Source organism: Aquimarina aggregata (assembly GCF_001632745.1).
GTDB lineage: Bacteria > Bacteroidota > Bacteroidia > Flavobacteriales > Flavobacteriaceae > Aquimarina > Aquimarina aggregata.
The window spans coordinates 23458-42903 of record NZ_LQRT01000007.1 but is presented as its reverse complement, the minus strand read 5'-3'; the positions used below and the strand labels follow the sequence as shown (position 1 = coordinate 42903).

The window sequence follows — 19446 nt, the reverse complement described above, 5'->3', positions numbered from 1 at the left end:
AGGTATAATTAGTTTTTATATCCCGTTGTAAATAAGTTTCGAGCTCCTTTTATTCCACATTTTTGATATTTATTATATGCTTGTGCAGCTCTTTCGTCTATCTGTTTACCATTTTCATTATTGATCCATCCATCAATTGCCGCTTTTAATGTGTATGCTTCTGGAGCCATTAAATGTGTTGTCCATAAAATAGGATTAGCATTTGCTTTTCTAATTTCAGTTGTGAAATAGTTTCTACTAAAACATGCTAATATGATGACATCTCTTTTCTTTTTATAGGTTTCATTGTAATCGATATCAACTTCAAAATCCATTAACCCATCATGCCCAACGTAGGAGATCAAATCAGAGTCTCCTCCAAAATTAAGTGTTAAATTATTTTCTTTTATTGTAAATCCATTTTGCGAGTTTGAGGCTTTTAGAAAATCTTCAACACAAGTTTTTATCTTTTCACCATCATAAGCATCAGCTAATAAATAAACGTTTTTTGTAGAATGCTTAAATAGTAATCTATCTAGGATAATAGGATTTGATGATTTCAATTGTTTTACTAAAACCCAATCTTTTGTCTTTATTTTGAAAAATGATTTAACACCGTATCCGGCTCCCCAATACAAATTTAATGCAGGATCTTTTCCATTTCCAATTTTTTCGGGTACTGGAACAATTCCTTGAAATGTATTATCACATAATGCTACAAAAACATGAATCGTTCTGGTTTCAGCGTAATTTTTACTAGCGAAAGAAAAGATTAATAAGAGTACTAAATTTTTTATCATAACATTTAGTAATTAATGATGTCGGTTATTCAACATGTTAGCTTATTTGAATTGGTAGTATACAATATCTCTTGTTTACTTATGGTTACCTTAAACGGTATATATTATTAATTATGTTTTACTTTAAATAAAATCCATCTTCTTCTACAACTATTGTGGTTAATTCTACAATATGTCCATCTGGGTCTTTTGTATAGATTGAATGGAAATAATAATGATCTTGAATATTAAAATCTAGATTTAACGCTGTATATCGTTTTTTTGCTTTTTCAAAATTTTCATTAGTCACATTAAAAGCAAAATGATCAATTTTTATATTTCTAGAATTAAAATCAAGTTTAGGATCATTTAAGTTGGCAGGAAACAATGCTATTCCTGTTTTTCCTGAAAGTAGAAAGAGCGGAAATTCTCCCCATTCAGGGAGCTGGTATTTCTTTAAACCTAAAACTTTTTGATACCATTCTGAGGAAATTTTTAAATCCTTTACACGAATAGCTACATGGTCTAAAAATTCGATTGCTATTCCATCATCCATTATTGGTTATTTCTTAAATTAAATAATTTTTAATATCGGTATATCTCAAAGCTGCATAATTTGTTACCTAGCTATCAACAACCTATTGATTTTATGATTTTTTAGTCTAAAACCTTTGTATTATAACAAATATACAAGAATAGGTTTTGTGTATTGCTACTACTAATATTTCTCTTTCATGAAAATAAGATACTTCATCTAAAAATAAAAACGGTTTGGATAAGCATCCAAACCGTTACAACTTATGTGTGTTTTTGAAACCGTCTTAGTTATTCTACATGAGTAAATATCTTGTTAACGATTTTCCATTGATTATCAATTCTAGCAAGGGATAAATAATCATAATAATTATAACCAAGCATAGGAAGATGTAGTTTTGCCATGGCAATTTTTCCCATAATATCAATTCCTATAATTTTCATTTTAAACTTCTCGTTTAAATCTTTAGGGCTTTTTCTGTTTTTAACACCTTCAAGATATTCATTTACACTTTTTAAATATCCCATTCCTTTAAGATCTCCGTAGATATATACGTTTGTATGAAAACAAGTTTCAAGTTTGATTGTATCACCATTAAAAATCCCTTCAAAATATCTGTTAATCAAGTTTTCAATATCTCTTATATGATCTGTATACATAATTACTTTTTTTTTAGATAGCATGACCTACAGTGTGTCCACCGGCTACATTAATTGTTTCTCCTGTTATAAAATTTGATGTTGCTAAATAATATGCGGCTTCTGCAATTTCATTTGTTTCTCCAATTCTGTTTAATAAGTGTAATCCAGCTAAACTATCTGCATCTTTAATCCCTATTTTACTTTGTAACGGACTTCTTATAATTCCTGGAGCAATTGTATTCACCTTAATATTTTGTTTACCAAATTCTGCAGCTAATTGCCTTGTTAAAGCATGAATTGCTCCTTTACTTGTAAGTGGTGCAGTTGCAGGAAACCCATCAATGGCATGATCTACTAAAACAGTTCCCATATTTATTATTGAACCGTTTTGTTGTTCTACCATTTTAGGAATAACTGCTTGAGTAGCAAAGTATGTTCCTTTTAGATTTACATTAAAATAAAGATCCAAATCTTTTTCTTCAACATCTAAAAATGGTTTTGGAGAAAATATTCCTGCATTATTAATAAGAACATCTATAGACTTAAACTTCTTTAAAGCTAAGGCTACAAGTTTTTTACTTGTTTCTTGTTTACTAATATCTCCAGCTAAGTAAATCGTATTAGAAGGAGAACCCAATTCATTGTAAGCTTTTCTTAAATTTTCTTCATTTGACGAGTTCATTACAACATTACTTTTATGAGCTATAAAGTATTTTGCAATTTCTTTCCCAATTCCTGTAGATGCGCCCGTAATGATTACCGTTTTGTTTTTCATTTTCTTTATTTTTTCGTTCCTAAATATTGTTTTCCATCAACTCCCCAATTTTCAATAGGTATTTCGTCAATAATTACATGAGTAGTTTTAGGATCTTTGTTGAGTATGTCAACTACCAGTTGAGTTGCTCCCTGTATTAATTGATATTTTTGTTCTTGTGTTACACGTTCATCGGTAACTTTGATATTAATGTATGGCATAACTTATATATTAAATTAATTGTCATACAAAGGTGTTGAGAACTTAATATTTTGGAAAGGAGGGATGTCACTTCTTTGAAGTGATATAGATCACATTGTGTGATAAAAGAAAGTAATTAAGAATTTAATCTGCTAAGCGTTTCTCTAGATACACCTAAATAAGCTGCAATCATTTTTTTAGGAACGCGTTGAAAAAGTTTTGGATATTGTTCTAGAAGTAGGTCATATCTTTCTTTTGTCGAATTTTTTAATAATGATAAAATCCTATTTTGAAGTGAAATTCTACCAATTTTACTCTTTTTGGCCCAAAACCGCTCCATTTTGTGCATTTGAGCAGTTAGTTTATCTCTATTTTCATAGGATATATAGAGTAATTCACTATCTTCTATACAATCGATAGAAGTCTTGGATTTGGTTTGTTTTACGAAAGATTCATAATCTGTAATCCACCAATTTTCCATTCCGAATTGAAGTATATGTTCTTTACCAGTAGTATCAACAAAGTAGCTTTTTAAACAGCCTTTTATGATCCAGTATTCTTTATTAACTATTTCTCCTTCTTGAACAATATATTGATGTTTACGTTTTTTGATGTGCTCAAAATGGCCTATTACAAAATTAAACTCTTCATCGGTAAGGCTAATTACTTCTTCAATATGTTTTCGTAAAGGGTGTGTCATTTTAATATATTGCTAACTTTTAATTTAAGAATTGTAATGACCAAATGTTGGTTATTATTTTAAATGTACTATTTATGGTTAGTTATTTCATTTTCTAATACTGGTTACCCTAGATCCATATTTTAATTATAGTAACTTAACTTATTGTTTTAATTAGTTACCAGATTCTAATAATATTAGATCGTTTTACTTCTGGTAAAGAGGATAAAACAAAGATAATAGAATAGAGCCATATTTTAGGTTTGATGTTTTGCTACTATTTTTTATATATAAAGTTGATAGTAGTTATTTATTCTCTAATTCTTTTTGCCAGTTATCTAATAATTCTTCGCAAATTTTATTGAACTTCTTTTTCATAAATGGATGAATTAAAAGGTTATAAATTTTCTTTTTATATGTAAAATTAAAGGTCATAGTTATTTTAGTCTTATTTTTAGAATATTCTTTTACTTTCCAATTGCCTTTTAAGTATTTTAATGGATATGGATAATCCTCTGCATCTGTATTTACTTGAAAAGAGTATTGTTCTCCTTCTTCCCATAAAGTTGCTACTTCTGTCCAACTGTCTGTTTTATGAGAACAACTTCGTACCATACCTTTTCCATGACCAGAAATAATTACAACACTATCTATATTTGGAGCAACTTTATGATAATTAGAAACATCTGATATTGCTTTCCAAGTGTTTTGTTTTGAAGTATTTATTATTCTTTCAAAAGTTAATTGCTTAATATTTTGGTTTTTAATACTATCTGTTTGCGCAAGTCCGATAGATTGTCCTACTCCAAAAACACACACAACAAATGCTACAATACCAATAATTTTATGCCCAATAGGTGATATGTTGAAAGGTTTAATGAAGAGTATCAAAGTACTTGCTATGACCCAAACGAAGTCTTGAATGATAATATAGAATAACTCATCAAGCTTTAGGTTTTTTAATTGCATAAAAATTGAAAAAGAAAAGTATAGCAATCCCAATCCTATTATTAAGAATACCAGTGATTTTTCTTGTCCAAACCATCGAGCGACTCTATTTCTAAAAAACAATAAGAAAAATCCAGTCGACATAGAAAATATTCCGTTGCCAATTAATGCTATTTGTAAAATGTTCATAGTAGTAAGATTTTTGTTTTTACAAATTTCCTACGATTTATACTATGTTCTCTTGATAATTGTTAAGAAATTGATTTAACTAGGCTTTTTCATTATACTTACTTATTTGGTGGTTGTGCATTGCGTAGTATGATATTTGGTAAAGATGTGTTGTTAAAAAAGGAGTTTAGAAAAAAAATGGAAAGCTATAATCTTGTTTTTATTGTAGTTGACATCCAACTTTTTTTCATTGAAAAAACTAAATATAGTTTTAGAGGCAGTTTTATGATAATCCATCAAGTATCCCACTAATGACATCCCCAATCCCATCAAGTACTCCATCAAAAACATCTCCAAAGTCTAACCAAGAAGTATCAATATCCAAATCAGGGATATCCATCCAATCACTATTTGGAGAAACAGATAATCCGTTTAGCATTTCTGTTTTCATTTGAGTATAATCACAAATTTCTCCTGTTTCTTGATGATATCTGTCAAAATCAGAATGAGAAGAATAAGTGCTCATTGCCCAGCAAGAAAAATCAAGTCCATCGTACCATTTACTTTTTCTATGAGCTTTTTTTACTTCTTCGGGTTCGTAAAATTGTTTTTTTCCATGTTCTTTGACTAATACTTTTCCGATATCAGAAATATATTCTTTTTTGTTGATAGGAGCAGGTGCGCAAGATGTTGCCATAGTTTTTTTTTATATTACTTTATTTTACCGAAACGTTTTATATCCAATATATCAAATAAGGTTATTACTAAATCCATCTGGAATTTCATTTAGCTGTGCTAAAGTATATTTATCAAAATATTCAAGATAAAGTTCTCTGCTCGTTTTCCATGTTCGAAATATAGATTCCATCAGGTTTGTTTTTATATGATAACAGTCTTGTGTACAGAATTGAATAATGTTTGAATCAATTTATCTATCCACGTGTTTTGTACTATAAAAATCAAAATCTATGACAAAAGTAGAATGATTAATATTTTGCAAGTTGTACAAAAAATAAGATATCATTTTCAGTTTAATACACGCAGACTTATATATCGTTTAGTTTATCACTATTTTTAATTTGGTCCATTTCTCTTTCCATCTTTTCTTTTCAATTCTGGACGTATACATAGTTAAATCAAATTTTGGTGTTGGTCGTACTAAAAGACTAAACAAATCTTCTAATCCATAAGGTGCTATATATTCGATTTGGTTTTTAAAATTTAGTCTTACCGCTATTGCAGTTGCCGTTTCCGGCCAAAAAGAAATAGCTTCATTACAATTAGCATAAGGTTTGTGTCTATTTCTTAGATGCATTCTTGATTGATTTTTAACAGACCAATTTAGATTTGAGTTAGCACTTTTTAATTTATTTTCAATTTTTATATCAAACGCTTTGGTCGAATTCGATGTGTCAAAGTATATTACATCAATGTCATTAAGTTTTGTTCTACTTATTTTGTGTTTTTCGTCCCAAATTTTATTTCTAACAAAACCAGCTCCAACCCAACAATCCTTTAATTGTAAATCTCTAACAACACTCAAAATATCCATCATCCAGATATCATTTTCGATGATTTTTATAAACTCAGTTTCATATTGTTTAGTCATTTTTAAATCAATTATACTTGTTGTTGATATCTAAGGTTATAACTAGTTTTTTTCTAAGTGTTAAATTGAAAATTTGATGATTTCACAAATAGACATAACTTTATTAAAGGTATAAAAATAGCCTTGTTTTTATATGATTTTGTGATTCGTTATTTTTTGTTTTTAAAGAGTTCAATGGCTTTTAAGTACTTTATTCCGCCACTCTTTGTTTGGTCATATAAAAAACCGTTTAATTCAGGGTGATTTTTTTCTATCCAGGTTAATAATTTAGTTCTGTTTTCCCCCCAAGTATTTTCATTAAAAGTCACGTTCTTCCTTTCGATACTACTTATTTTATCAACATTAAATCGGATTACTGCACTCCAAACGGTTGGGCCTTCATGAAGAAAACGTATTCTTTTATCTATTTTTGAAACTTTTGCAACAACAACCTCGTTTTCTTGTTTAATTTCAAGGATTTTGTATGTAGGATCAAATACTGAATCCCATTTCAACCATTTATTAATGTATTCATTTTGCGAAAATGTCTGTTCGTAATCATAATCCATCTCTTTGGTCATAAGACTATCAGTCAGTAAAATTTTCATAGCTGTACCATCAGAATTGTCAAGAGCCTTATAATATCGTTTTGCAATCTCAAGTTTATCAACTTTATTTTCAGAAGTTTTGCAGGATATAAATCCAATTATCAAAAAAAATGATAGAATTATAATTTTACGCATTGGTGTGTAGTTTTGCTTAATTTCCTTAAACGTTTAATATATTGGTGTAGGAGGAAAGCAAAATGTTACTAAACTATTCTATTTTTCTGCATTTTGGCTACTAATTTTCTTTTTTGAACAGATTTAATTAAATCTACCTATACCTAGAACCGTTATGATTGGATATATGGTATTACAATGGTTTTATATAAAAAGAGAGTCTTTATCATAATGAGTTTTTTTTTGGGATGTTATTGTTTTAAAGGTAGGAGGGGACTAAAAAAGATAACCAAATTTAGTTTTTTAGAAGCATCGTTCTTCTTGGGGTTTTCAATCTTGAGTGAGACATTTATCAATAAATTTGTTTAAAATTTCAGTTAGTTTTTTGGGAACGCTTAACATTGGTAAATGACCACTTTCAAGTGCTACAATATTTTCGCAATTCAGGTTTTTTGCCATTCTTTTTTGGACTGATATAGAAAGTTCTTTATCGTTGGTTAGTTTTATATATAACTTCTTTATACTAGGAATTTTGGTATTAGAATTTTGAGTGTATAGATTTCTTGATTCAGCAGTGAATTTCTGTATGATTTTTTTTGTTTGATCTTGTGTTAAATCATTACATAATCCTTTTTCAATTGCTGATTTTGGAGGTTTAGTACCAGCCAATCTCATTAGTAATGGAATTATTATTTTTTGAGGAAATGGAAGACAGGAAACGAATGATTTTCCATTTTTTGGGATTGCCGAACCAATAGCAATAAAGCCAATGGCCTTGTCTTTTAGATGTTCTGCAATTCTCAATCCAATAATTCCTCCAATAGAGTGAGTAATAATAATAATTTTCTGTTTTTCATAATTTTCAATATCAGAAATTGCTTTTGAAACATAATCTTCTAAACTCAAAAAAGAATTTGTTCTGTCCTTTGAATTTCTATTGGGAAATTCGATTGAAATGGATGAATAATTTAAGTTGGCTACAAGGTCATTCCAAATATATTTTCCCAATCCTGCACCATGAATAAATAGTATCCCTAATTCCTCTTTAATCGATTTATTTTTGACAGTAAGCATAACGTTACATATGTTTATAATAGCAAAGCAAAATGTTACTAAATTATTTATAAATCTATGGCAGTATGTAATTTTTCATGATAGTCTTTTTTACGTAAATATGTAAAAATCTATACGTAATCATTTATCTGTTATTATGATATAGTATTGTAGTTGTTATTAGCTATGTTTTTGGTGGTTAATTATTCTTTTAAAGTCAAGTTTCTGAATCGTCCAGAGGAACCGAAACCTGTCCAAATTCCTATTTTCTTTGATATTGTTGAAGTTAATCTATCAACGATCAAAATAGGTTGAGGCACATCATTGATAAAAACTTTAACTTTTTTTTCGTCTATATGAATTATAGCTTTGAACCAATCATCAGGGTTTGGTGGCATTTTAATTTCATTCTCAAATTCTCCGGTTTTCTCTTTTCTAAGTTTTTTCCAAGTAAATTCAGGGTGATAAATGTATTGAACCATATGTTCTTTTCTTATTTGCTCTTTTGCAACAAAGTTGAAGGGCCTGAAATATATTGCTTCATAAGTTTTATCATCTTGAATATTAAAAGCTATTCCGATAAAGCTTTTACCTGGATTATTTTCACCTAAAAATTCTATTTCGATAATTCCTTTCTCAAATTCTACATCTTTAATTATCCCAATTCCACTTCCGTTCTTTGCATTCATTTCTACAGCATCTTGTTGATCACCGAATAATGATATCGAACGATTTATAGCTTTTATTTGATTGTTTTCCAATTTGCTAGGTAAACTTATCTCTTGTTGACAAAAAGAATTGATAGAAATCATAATAATTGTAACAAGGGCACTAATTTTTTGCATTTCCATATTCTAAAGTTTTAATTACTACCGATAGGCTTTTGTCTTGTTTGTTTCAGAATTTTCTAAAGAAAGATTTTGATGAGTCACTAAGGTAGTAAAATTGCGATAAATTCTAATCGAAAATGCAGTTCTAATACGTTAAACGTTGTGTTGGAAATTATTTTCTTTTTTAATTACAAAACAGAAAAAATGATGGACTTGATGAACATACTCTATTTTTGAATGTAGTATTTACCGACTTGTTTATTGTCCTAGTGGTTATTAGTGTTTTTTGCGGCCATATTGTTTCAAATCTTACGCAAACAATTAGCATATCATCGGTTGATTTACTTCCGTTTTCTTTTAAAAAGCTTTCAAAAAAATCCCAATGTGCCTTTTTCCATTTTTTAAGCGATTCGATATTCGTTCCCATATCTAATTCGGCATAATCTTCAGAAATTTTATTGAAAGGAATTGTATCTACGCTTATATTTTCTATTATCGCTTTTGCTTTTCCGTCAAAATCCGTTACAATTTGTTTTGTTCCGACTTTTGGTACATCAACATTATACTGTTTATATAAACTAAGTAATCCGGAAAAAGCTTTCTTTTTTCCATTTAATGTTAATTCTGCTAGTCGCATAGCATCTTCTCTATTATTATGAAAAAAATCAGATTCAGGAATTTTTTCATCTTTAAAATTAGGATTTGCTTCTACATAGTTGTTCCACATTTCGTAAACTGATTTGTCAGTTTTGTTTTCAGATTCTGCCTGTGCTGCTGTTTCCATTTGAATCTCGGCTTCGGATTTTTTGTCTTGTTTACAAGAAAAAAGAAAAATTACTAATAAGATAATTGATATTAATTTCATTTTTTTATCATTATAACTAATGTTCTGAATGTGGTATACTTAGTTTTTTGAAATGCTATTTTATTAAAGCTGAGTAAATTGTACCAGAAAGAAGTTTTAAATTTACACACTTCTTTTTAACTTGTATTGTTACGTTTTGTTCTTTATTGCTTTGATTTGAAAGTATTAAAACAATATTTCCATTCGGATTTTTAAAAGCCAGGGACTGAATACCATCTTTAGTTTTGCATGAAACCCTTTTAGCTTGGGGCTTAACAAACTGAGTAAAATGCCTTACTGCCCAATATTGAGGATTTATTTGATATGTTTTATTAAAAGTATCAACAGTAATCATCGTATTTTGTTTCCACCCCCAAGAGCTCATACCGGTTTCATTAAGTACCATATTCCATTGTAAATAATAGGATGCATTTCTTTCAAGATACCAAACCATTTGATTATAGGTTTCGAAAGCGTATTTCCAATCGTTTGTTCCCCAACCGCATTTGGTTTCGGTTTGCATTATTTTCTTATTAGGAAATTCTTTATTAGTACGTTCAACGGCAGAATCACCATCCCACTGAAATCCTGCTCCTGTTATGTATTTTGCCACTTCAGGATCACCAAAAATTGGTTGTATATATTCTGAAAACTCATCTGTTTCTTTATTACCATTTATGGTTCCTAACCAAATTTCGCAATTTGGCACATGTTTCTTAAAACGGGGCCCCAAGTAATCTTTTATAAATGTCTTTAAGTTTTGCCCACTCCATCCACATGACGGGAAAGCTGGTAAGTGTAATGGTTCATTTTGAGGATGCACTGCTACAATATTAACTCCTTCATTTCTATAAGCTTCAACGTACTTTTGAAAATACAATGCATAAGCTTCTAGGATCTGGGGATCCATTTTAATTAAGCCTTTGTTATAGCTATTATTCTCTTTCATCCAAGCAGGAGGAGTCCATGGAGATCCCCAGACTTTAAGTTCAGGATTAATTTGTATGGCAGCTTTAATATATGGAAATAAGTATTTACGATCTCTGTCAATTGAGAAATGATTCATTTTATAATCACCATGTGTATCATTTAAAGAATAGTAATCTAAGGCATAATCACTTGCTCCAATGGGCATTCTGCAATATGAAAATGCACAGCCATTATCTGAAAAAAGCTTGGTCATTATCTCTTTTTGCTTTTCACCTGTTAAATATTGTAAGGCTTTCCACCCGCGTTCATTAAAACAGCCTCCCCATCCATCTATCGTTTGGTACGTATTTTCTTCGTTTACAATTATATCAGCTTCTATCTGTTTTTTGGTATTACTCCATTCTAGTGTTTCCGTTTTCCACTGATATTCTTTATTGGATGAAAAAATATTTACCTGTGCTATTAAATAATTACATAGCATTAAATATACAGTTAAGGCAACTGTTTTTTTAATATTCATACTTTTTGAACTTATTGATTTTATCATGTTTCATTGCATACACTATGTATATGTCATTAAACATTAAATATAGGGCAAGTAGGGGAGAAAACAAGTAATTATTTTTGGGGTTATAGCAAGTTGTTTTTCGTTTATGTCTTTATTTAGTTTTTAACATCAAAAGTTTAATAGCTTGTATAAGCAATATCGTTTTTTTAATTTTAGTATGTTTAATGCATTTATGACAGAGCAGTGGAAAATGTTACCTCGTTTTTTACAGTAATCGCTAACTCTTCTCTGGACAAGCATTGCGCTTTTAGAAAAATGAAGAATAGTTGATCTGTTGCTTAATGAGTTATAACTACCTATAAAGTATGAGAAAGTTATTTATTCCTCAAATAATTGTACTTTTTTTATTTCAGATTTTTCTTTCAATAATCCAAAAAACTCAGCAAGTGGTAGTTCAGCTTCTAAAGTTTTAGAATATAACATTTTCATTAGAGCGAAAAAATTAACCTTTTTACCTAATCCTAATTGAGTAAAGTTGTATTTAGAAAACAAACTGTCAGATTTGGTTATGAATAGGTAATACGTATTTCTGTTAAATTCGAAAACTTTTAAATTTTTAATATCACTAAATTTTGTTTTTTTACCGTTAAAATATACAAAGTCACTAGTGTATTCTACTTTTTTCAAGATTAAACATAATACAAAAAAAAACATTGATAGTGTCAATCCCAGGAAGAACCAGAAATCGTTAAAATTTGCGACTTTAGAAAAAATATAAAAGAAAAATAAAACAAACCATGACCAAAAATATTTTTTAGTTTTTATTCCAGATGAGATTAATTTTCGTTTCTCCATTTTATATTGACTAACAACTTTATATAATTATGGCAACTATTTTTCTGATTACAATATACTTTATTTAGATGAAAAATGATTTGAAATTGTATTGCAAACTACTTTTACTTAGATATCACATGAACTAAATTATTTCATGTACTTTATGGCATACATTAGTAATATATTTTTTTGATCATTCTCTTTTATAACATTGTTTCTATTGCTTCCATCGCAAATGAGGACGTTAACTCTCTACTCCCGAAGTATTCTTTAGATTTAGCCGCGATAAAAAGCCCATTCATAGGCCATCCTCCATCGTGTAATTGAGTTTCTAAGAGTTTTATGAAATCTAATCGATTTATAATTCCGAACTTCTTTAAAGAAATAACTCGCAGTGCACGATCAAGTGGATGCACAGTAGCATCGATACGAGAAATTAAATTACTTTTTAATTCACTAGTCAAACTTTTAAATTGATCAGGGAAATCTGATACTAACCGGGACAGAAAAAAAAGAAAGACATCTGGAGAGGGGTAATATCTCGTTCCTTTTAAATATTCTTGATGTATTAAAAAATCATAAATATAATTTTTTGTAGCTTTTAAATCTTCTTCATTAGCATAACCAATTTGATACATAAGATATAATACATTAACAGCAACCGCTGCATCTATCCTAGGTCTATTTTTATCAAAATACACTTGTATAATTCCCTCTTCGTTACGATTAGAAAGCATTTCATGTACTACTGGCAATATCATTTTCTTTGTTACTTTCTGGTTTTTCAATAGAAACGATAGAATCATTGATGTTGTGTCTAAATCATCTGGAAAATTTTCTGGTCTCGCTTCTTCTTTATAAAAACACCAACGAAAATTATTCTGGTTATGTGCATTAATTTCATGCGTCATAGCTTCAACAATTTCTTTGGGTAATGAAGAATTCGTATGTAGAATAACTATTGTCGAAAAAATTTCTTTAGAGAATTCTTTTCCTTTTGTTAACTCTATATCTTTTGAAATGTAACTTTTACAAAATGGAGATTGTAGTAAATGCCCATGTAGATAAGCATTTCCTTTTTTCTTTCTTTCTAATAAATTTAATAGTTCAGAACTCGTTGACAAATCGGTTGAAATATTGACTTTATTTAATTGATAATCGTAATTTTTTACATTAAAAGTATGTATTCCTAATTTTCTTGCTATTTCGAGGTTGGATGTTTTATCATCTAAAAAAATGGTTTTATTAGGATCTAGATGAGCATTGTCAATTACATATTGAAAAACCCTAATGTTTGGTTTGCTCATAGATAAAAGTGATGAGACATAAACAAATTCAAAGTACTGCCAAAAATCAAACTCAGAGAATAGATAAAAAAAAGAATTTTTATCCATATTTGTAAGACAAATTAATTTCTTGTTTAATTGCTTAAGTTCTTTTAACAGTCTCACCATTGGTTGATTGACCGTAACACTTTTCATACCTTTGTTAACAAGTCTTTCGAGCGTGATATATGGGATGTTTATTTCACTACTTAAAAGTGTAAATGCATTTTCTTTTTTTAAGATACCTTTTTCATAATCTTTCCAAATAGGGTGCTTAATAATTTGTCTTAAATCGTGAGTCTCATTTTTAGAATTCCAGTTTAAAATAACATCTCCAATATCAAAGATTATATTATCATAATTGGTTAAAATATTTTTTAAATCATCAATTTGATTTAATTCTAATTCTTTCATTTTTTGTGTGTAAATTTTGAAAATTTTGTTTTAAGAGTAATTCGTAAGAAAATAAGTTCTAGTTTGATAAAAAATTTGCTTTCAAGGTTTTTCGAAATATTTCTAATTCTTTTTCTAAGTTTAGATTCTCTTCTTTGTGAACGTTATATATAGCATATGTCTGTAACATTTGAAGCCTGCAAAATTGAAAAATTTTATGTGTACCAATATTAGCATCATCTATACTTTTACCGTCATAAAACCCATTAGTATCGTCAAATTCTATTTTAGGTGATGCATATGTCAGAGATAACATATAAGATTTATCGTTCATCAATCCACCTGTTCCATAGCGGCGACTTGGATCTTCACGAGTTCGTCCGTCTCCAGAGCATGTCACGGTAGTGTATCCTGCAGACCATACTTCATCAAAGTATTTTTTTGTTATCCATGGTACACCAAACCAATATATTGGACTTTGAAAAATAATAAAATCTGCTTTTACTAGTTTCTGGAGTTCATCGTCAATAGAGTAAGGTTGTTCTGTATGCGTATGAATAACGTTAAATTTGTTTTCTTTTAGATAAGCTGTTGCAGTATCAACAAACGCTTTATTCAGTTTACCTTCTGATATTCCATCATATTTTTGATGTGCATTAATAATCAGTATTGTTTTTTTCATTGTGGGTAATTTTTTTCTTAATGATTATATTTTGCATTAAACAGATTTCAAAACTTGATTTGGTCCATGTTCAAAAATTTTCTTGGCATTTTCAATATGATTAGATTTTCCCAACATTTTTAGTCCAATTTTATTTAGAAAAGACAAAGGGAAAGGTAATTTTCTAACAAAATCAAATATTAAAATTACTCGTATACTTTCAGAATTATTCCAAGCTTCATGTTCATTTGTATGATCGAAAATAAATATTTCACCCTCTTTCCAATGGAAAAAATCATCATTCACCCTTATTTTACATTCTTCGGGAGAATCAACTTTTAATCCTAAATGGCAACGTAATAAGCCTGCATATTCCCCCCGATGTGCCTTGATATGAGCTTTTGGTTGTAATATTGAAAATAATGCAGTTTGTATTCCTGGAATTTTTTCAAGTAGTTTTCCGGTAGCCGGAGAGCGCTTGAAGCCACGTTTTATGCGATGACCATAGAGATAAAATTGTTCTATTTTCCAAGAGTCTTTCTTTTTAGTTTTTTCATCACCAGTTTCTCTAGAATATCGCTTATCTACATCTTCATAATAAACAACGGTATCTAATTGGTCCAATAGTAAATCTAATTCCTTACGTATAGTAGTCCAATTCTTTTCTAAAGCATATAGTTCTTTGTAATTTGCAATATCTGTTTCTCCCACCTTGTTCTTTACAGTTTTTATAATCATACGATCTACAAAGCCTAAGTAAGATTTCATAATTTTTGATACAAATCTGTCCTTGAAGGTTGAGGACTTTTTGCCTCCATCTACCAATTTTATTTCTTGATTCTTCATAATTAATTCTATTATATTTTATGGCTGTTTTTGATGCTGGTTATCATCAGAACCTTATAAAGATTCATGATTTTTTTTTGATTTTCTGTTAGAGGTTAGTTTTTTTGTACTTTGATTTTATATTGAAGTTTTAGTCGTGTATTTAAGAAATCACTGACATTTTTATGTTTAAGATAATGTAATTTTTAATTTGTTTTAACATACCATAATCGTTAAGTGTATGTACTTTAGAGATTTATATTTTAGGCTCGTTTTAAGGTTTTTTTGACGTTGGTTATTAACTTTTCAATTGCAAGTAGTACGTCTTAAGAAAAACACGATAACCATTCTATTTGTGAACCATGAGTGCTTATATATTGTTGTACTACATTTATAGTTTATGACTAAGTTTAATAAAACAATCTTTGTCATTTAATTCAGTTCCGATTTGATTTAAAATTTTCTGAGTTAATTCTAGTGTAGGAATGGCTATTAAGAGATTTGTTAAATATAAATATTTTTGCTCTTTCCTTTTTCTTTAATAACCCCCAAAACTTTATGTTTACTGAACTTTATTAGTGCTTAGTTAACTATGAGTTAAACAAAATGTCTTATGTTTTCTATGGATTGTTAGCCAACGTACTTTTTTAATATTAATGCAGAGCAATGTCCTCCAAATCCAAAACTATTACTTAAAGCGTAATTAATTTTTTTATAAGATTTTGTTCCAAGTGATAAATTCAATTCATTAGGTATGTTTTCATCTATTTTTGTTGTGTTAATTGTAGGGGGTATTAAGTCTTTATTTACAGATAAACAAGTCGCTATTGCTTCGATAGCACCTGTTGCACCCAATAAATGTCCTGTCATAGATTTAGTAGCGCTAATTTGTATGTTATTAATATTGGATTGAAAGAGTTTTTCAATGGCTTTTATTTCAGATAAATCTCCTAATCCTGTAGAAGTAGCGTGTGCATTAATATAGTCGATATCTTTAGGAGTAATTTTCGCTTCTTTTATTCCATTTTCCATAGCAAGATATGCACCTAATCCCTCGGGGTGTGTTCCAGTTATATGATAAGCATCAGATGTTTCTCCACCTCCAATAATTTCTGCATAAATATTTGCATTTCTTTTTAAAGCCGAATCTAAACTTTCTATAATTAAAGTACCAGCACCTTCACCAACAACAAAACCATCTCTATTGGTATCGAATGGTTTTGAAGCAGTAATATAGTTGGTGTTATTTGTAGACATTGCTTTCATAGCATTAAAACCACCGATTGAAGCTTGGGTTATTGGAGCTTCTGAACCCCCGGTAATTATTATGTCAGCTTTTTCTAATCTTATATAGTTAAAGGCTTGAATGATACTTTGTGTTGAAGAAGCACAAGCCGTTACAGGAGTATAATTTACACCTCTAAGCCCATATTTAATAGAAATCATACCAGAAAGACCGTTAGCTATTATTTTTGGTATGAAAAAAGGATTAAATCTTGGGTTGAAATCATTTTTTGTGTATTCAATAACTTCGTTTTCGAAAGTTTCAAAACCACCAATTCCACTTGAAAAAATAACTCCTATTCTATTACTGTTTAATGTAGAGAATTCTAATTTAGCATCTTTAATAGCTTCTTCTGTTGATATTAATCCATATTGGCTATATCTATCCAGTTTTCTGGCTTCCTTTCTACCGAAATAGTCTAAAACATCATATTCTTTTATTTCACACGCAAATTGAGTTTTAAAATTAGTGGAATCAAAGCGCGATATCTTATTGGCTCCTGATATTCCATTTAAAAGATTTTTCCAATAGTGGGTTACATTTTTTCCAATTGGTGTTATTGCTCCTAATCCTGTTATTACAACTCTTTTCATAATTATATTATTTGTATATACCGTACGGTATATGTGTGTTTAAATTTTTTTAATCTAATTTTATTTGATGTATTTCTTCTATTAAAAAGTCTATATTATTTATTAAAATTTCGGGTTTATTTAATGTCTTTGCCAATAAAATGCTTCCCTCAATTAAGGAAATCATTCTGTACGAAAATGTTTCGATATCTATATTTTTAAGTTCATTGTTTTTAACACCATCAGCTAGAATTAAGTTGATTTTTTGATGCCAATTATGAATAGTTTTTATTACTTCTTTGTTAAGTAAATCATTACCGTTATCAGCATCTACTGCCGTATTTAATATGGCGCAGCCCCCATTATTAAAAATGGGCTTAAATTCTGTTTTATAATGATTTAAAAAAGCAAGTAATTTATTAGCAGAGTTATTTTCTTTTTCAATTTTAGATAGTACTTGTTCTGTTTGGAATTTATAGTTATATCTAAAAGCTTCAAGAGCAACTTCGTTTTTATCTTTAAAGTTCCCATAGATACTACCTTTTGTTAATCCAGTAGCATTAGTTAAATCAGATAAATAAGTTCCGGTATATCCTTTTTTATTGAATATAGAAGCTGTTTTTTTAATTATTAATTGTCTCGTTTTTTCAGACCTTATCATACTACAAATATACTCTACGGTATATGATGTAGCAAATTTTTTATTTCCTTTAGTGTTTATATTTCAAATTTCAATAGTTCTTTATAAGGATTTCCAGTCAAGCCCAATAATTTTGCAAAAGCAGGCTCTGTCTTTAGTCCTTCTTGTTTCAGTCGTATTATTTCTGCTCTAAATCTATCATCTTCTGAGTTCAGAATTTTATGCTCGATTATCATATGTTTATATGCATCTTGATTTTCAGTTGGGCAATCCTGTCCAAAAATTTCAATCTTAAATTTACCCGATTGAAATATAGCAATAGTTGATTTTAGCTCATTCCAATTACCCGTTTGTATTTCGAAACTGTCCTTATTAGAATATAACGATTTAAGAGTCTTAGTAAACCCAATATGATCTGAGCTTTCGCAAATGATATCTAAGTCACTTTTAGGAAGATCTATCCCAATGGGAATGGTTCCTGTTAATATGGGATTATAGTCTTGGAGGTTTTCAAAAAGTGATAACTTCATCAGTTCTGCATAAGCTCTTTGCTGACGATCATTTCCTGCCCTGAGATATGCAATATTCGTAAAATCTATTGTCAATTTCTTCTAATTGTATACATTATTTAATATAAAAATATAGGGTAGGTGATAAGCACTTTAGTTTCGGCTTACTAATTCGCTAAATACACTATTTTGTGTTTATCGTCAATCATTAAAATACTAAATTTTGTATTGGTCGATATAACAAATAAGCCCAGTCTTTTCGATGGATTTTACTTCATACTAGGTTTTGATACAGTTTTGTGACCAGTTTTACAACCATTCAGCTTTAATTCCTTTATTATTAAATTCTTCAAATACGTTTTTTTTAGCATAACATAACACCACTTTTTTTAAGTTCGGAAAATACTTAGTATCTTCAGTTTTCTCTATGTCCCAGTAATCTTCCCAACCCTCGGCAAACCTCAAAAGTTGCATATAAATATCGTTTCCTCCATCTTGATATATTTCGGTTACTTCACTTGCTAATTTTTTTGGTATAGGAAGTTTTTTAAAGTAATTTGTTACCTCTGGTATTGGTTCGTAACCTTCCTTTTCAAGATCAATCTCTCTTTTGGTATACCCTATAACAAATTCAAATAAGTCAAATTTTGGTTGAAGAAGTTCTTTGTTATACATCAATTCCTGAATAATAGATAATTTAAAACCAAAATCTGAAAATTCAATCGTTTCTTCATTTAATTCCTTAATCAGATACTTATCCCGAGGTATTTCTTTAATTGTCGAACCTTTAAAAGCAGCTATTTCAATGGCTATAATGTTGTTATCAATAGAGTCAAACCAGACACTAATACTATTAAGAACTAGTGCACCAGATGAGTCTCCGTCAAAAAGCTTAATTCTTTTGTCTTTATTATTTTTATAATAACTAATGAGTTCTTCATTATCAAAATAAAATTTTCCTTTGAAAACCTGTTTAGGACTAAAATCAAAATCCTCTTTTTTTAATTCAAGTAGTAAACTTTCTGCAACTTTACCATTTTTTGAATAAGCAAGGATTCCTAAATCATCCCAAGTGTAGATTGTGTTATTTTTTCCTTTTTTTGTTCTTTTGGTAACAGAAAGTAATTTGCTTAAAAATTCAATTTCTATTGGAAAACTCAAAGCAACACCATTAATATTAAATTTTTCTTCAGATAAACTTAACTCAATCATATTTTTTTGTCTTATTGGTAACAAGGGT

Annotated in this window: 22 protein-coding genes; all 22 read right to left on the bottom strand. The window is 29.1% G+C overall.

Features of this window, described 5'->3' with window-relative positions; genetic code table 11:
• Positions 1-8: 8 nt before the first annotated feature.
• The gene (locus AWE51_RS09880) at positions 9-779 is read right to left on the bottom strand and encodes a hypothetical protein (RefSeq protein WP_066312893.1); all 771 of its coding nucleotides are present in this window, start codon (positions 777-779) and stop codon (positions 9-11) included.
• Positions 780-897: 118 nt separating this feature from the next.
• A complete protein-coding gene (locus tag AWE51_RS09875) occupies positions 898-1314 on the bottom strand; it encodes a VOC family protein (RefSeq protein WP_066312887.1) in 417 nt (138 codons plus the stop codon).
• A 269-nt stretch (positions 1315-1583) separates the two neighbouring features.
• Positions 1584-1952, bottom strand: coding sequence for a nuclear transport factor 2 family protein (locus tag AWE51_RS09870; protein ID WP_066313107.1), 369 nt, complete (start codon positions 1950-1952; stop codon positions 1584-1586).
• A gap of 13 nt (positions 1953-1965) precedes the next feature.
• Complete coding sequence (locus AWE51_RS09865; protein WP_066312884.1) at positions 1966-2709, bottom strand: SDR family NAD(P)-dependent oxidoreductase; 744 nt, start codon at positions 2707-2709, stop codon at positions 1966-1968.
• A 5-nt stretch (positions 2710-2714) separates the two neighbouring features.
• Complete coding sequence (locus AWE51_RS09860; RefSeq protein ID WP_066312881.1) at positions 2715-2909, bottom strand: tautomerase family protein; 195 nt, start codon at positions 2907-2909, stop codon at positions 2715-2717.
• Positions 2910-3025: 116 nt separating this feature from the next.
• Positions 3026-3589, bottom strand: a complete 564-nt coding sequence (locus AWE51_RS09855; RefSeq protein WP_066312878.1) for a Crp/Fnr family transcriptional regulator — start codon at positions 3587-3589, stop codon at positions 3026-3028.
• 285 nt (positions 3590-3874) lie between these two features.
• Positions 3875-4705 (bottom strand): type II toxin-antitoxin system RatA family toxin, encoded by an 831-nt coding sequence (locus AWE51_RS09850; protein WP_066312875.1) that lies wholly within the window; start codon positions 4703-4705, stop codon positions 3875-3877.
• Positions 4706-4967: 262 nt separating this feature from the next.
• Positions 4968-5381: a hypothetical protein gene (locus AWE51_RS09845; protein ID WP_066312872.1), complete on the bottom strand. Its 414-nt coding sequence runs from the start codon at positions 5379-5381 to the stop codon at positions 4968-4970.
• 360 nt (positions 5382-5741) lie between these two features.
• Positions 5742-6293, bottom strand: coding sequence for a nucleotidyltransferase family protein (locus tag AWE51_RS09840; protein WP_066312870.1), 552 nt, complete (start codon positions 6291-6293; stop codon positions 5742-5744).
• 149 nt (positions 6294-6442) lie between these two features.
• Positions 6443-7015: a hypothetical protein gene (locus AWE51_RS09835; protein WP_066312867.1), complete on the bottom strand. Its 573-nt coding sequence runs from the start codon at positions 7013-7015 to the stop codon at positions 6443-6445.
• Between the two features lie 309 nt (positions 7016-7324).
• Positions 7325-8068, bottom strand: coding sequence for an alpha/beta fold hydrolase (locus AWE51_RS09830; RefSeq protein WP_066312860.1), 744 nt, complete (start codon positions 8066-8068; stop codon positions 7325-7327).
• Positions 8069-8250: 182 nt separating this feature from the next.
• A complete protein-coding gene (locus AWE51_RS09825) occupies positions 8251-8898 on the bottom strand; it encodes a hypothetical protein (RefSeq protein WP_066312857.1) in 648 nt (215 codons plus the stop codon).
• Positions 8899-9061: 163 nt separating this feature from the next.
• Positions 9062-9742 (bottom strand): ASCH domain-containing protein, encoded by a 681-nt coding sequence (locus AWE51_RS09820; RefSeq protein WP_066312855.1) that lies wholly within the window; start codon positions 9740-9742, stop codon positions 9062-9064.
• A 55-nt stretch (positions 9743-9797) separates the two neighbouring features.
• Positions 9798-11171, bottom strand: coding sequence for a glycoside hydrolase family 30 protein (locus AWE51_RS09815; protein ID WP_198403816.1), 1374 nt, complete (start codon positions 11169-11171; stop codon positions 9798-9800).
• Between the two features lie 366 nt (positions 11172-11537).
• Positions 11538-11846 (bottom strand): hypothetical protein, encoded by a 309-nt coding sequence (locus AWE51_RS26440; protein ID WP_147405103.1) that lies wholly within the window; start codon positions 11844-11846, stop codon positions 11538-11540.
• Between the two features lie 353 nt (positions 11847-12199).
• Positions 12200-13735, bottom strand: coding sequence for an HAD-IA family hydrolase (locus AWE51_RS09805; protein WP_066312843.1), 1536 nt, complete (start codon positions 13733-13735; stop codon positions 12200-12202).
• Positions 13736-13793: 58 nt separating this feature from the next.
• Positions 13794-14396, bottom strand: coding sequence for an NAD(P)H-dependent oxidoreductase (locus AWE51_RS09800; RefSeq protein WP_066312841.1), 603 nt, complete (start codon positions 14394-14396; stop codon positions 13794-13796).
• Between the two features lie 36 nt (positions 14397-14432).
• Entirely contained in the window at positions 14433-15221 is a 789-nt protein-coding gene (locus AWE51_RS09795) for an aspartyl/asparaginyl beta-hydroxylase domain-containing protein (protein WP_066312839.1), read from the bottom strand.
• 609 nt (positions 15222-15830) lie between these two features.
• Positions 15831-17078: a beta-ketoacyl-ACP synthase II gene (fabF, locus tag AWE51_RS09790; RefSeq protein WP_198403815.1), complete on the bottom strand. Its 1248-nt coding sequence runs from the start codon at positions 17076-17078 to the stop codon at positions 15831-15833.
• A gap of 49 nt (positions 17079-17127) precedes the next feature.
• A complete protein-coding gene (locus AWE51_RS09785; protein ID WP_066312831.1) occupies positions 17128-17718 on the bottom strand; it encodes a TetR/AcrR family transcriptional regulator in 591 nt (196 codons plus the stop codon).
• 56 nt (positions 17719-17774) lie between these two features.
• The gene (locus AWE51_RS09780) at positions 17775-18302 is read right to left on the bottom strand and encodes a DUF4269 domain-containing protein (protein ID WP_232517372.1); all 528 of its coding nucleotides are present in this window, start codon (positions 18300-18302) and stop codon (positions 17775-17777) included.
• A gap of 213 nt (positions 18303-18515) precedes the next feature.
• Positions 18516-19418, bottom strand: coding sequence for a DUF6892 domain-containing protein (locus tag AWE51_RS09775; RefSeq protein ID WP_066312830.1), 903 nt, complete (start codon positions 19416-19418; stop codon positions 18516-18518).
• Between the last annotated feature and the right edge of the window lie 28 nt (positions 19419-19446).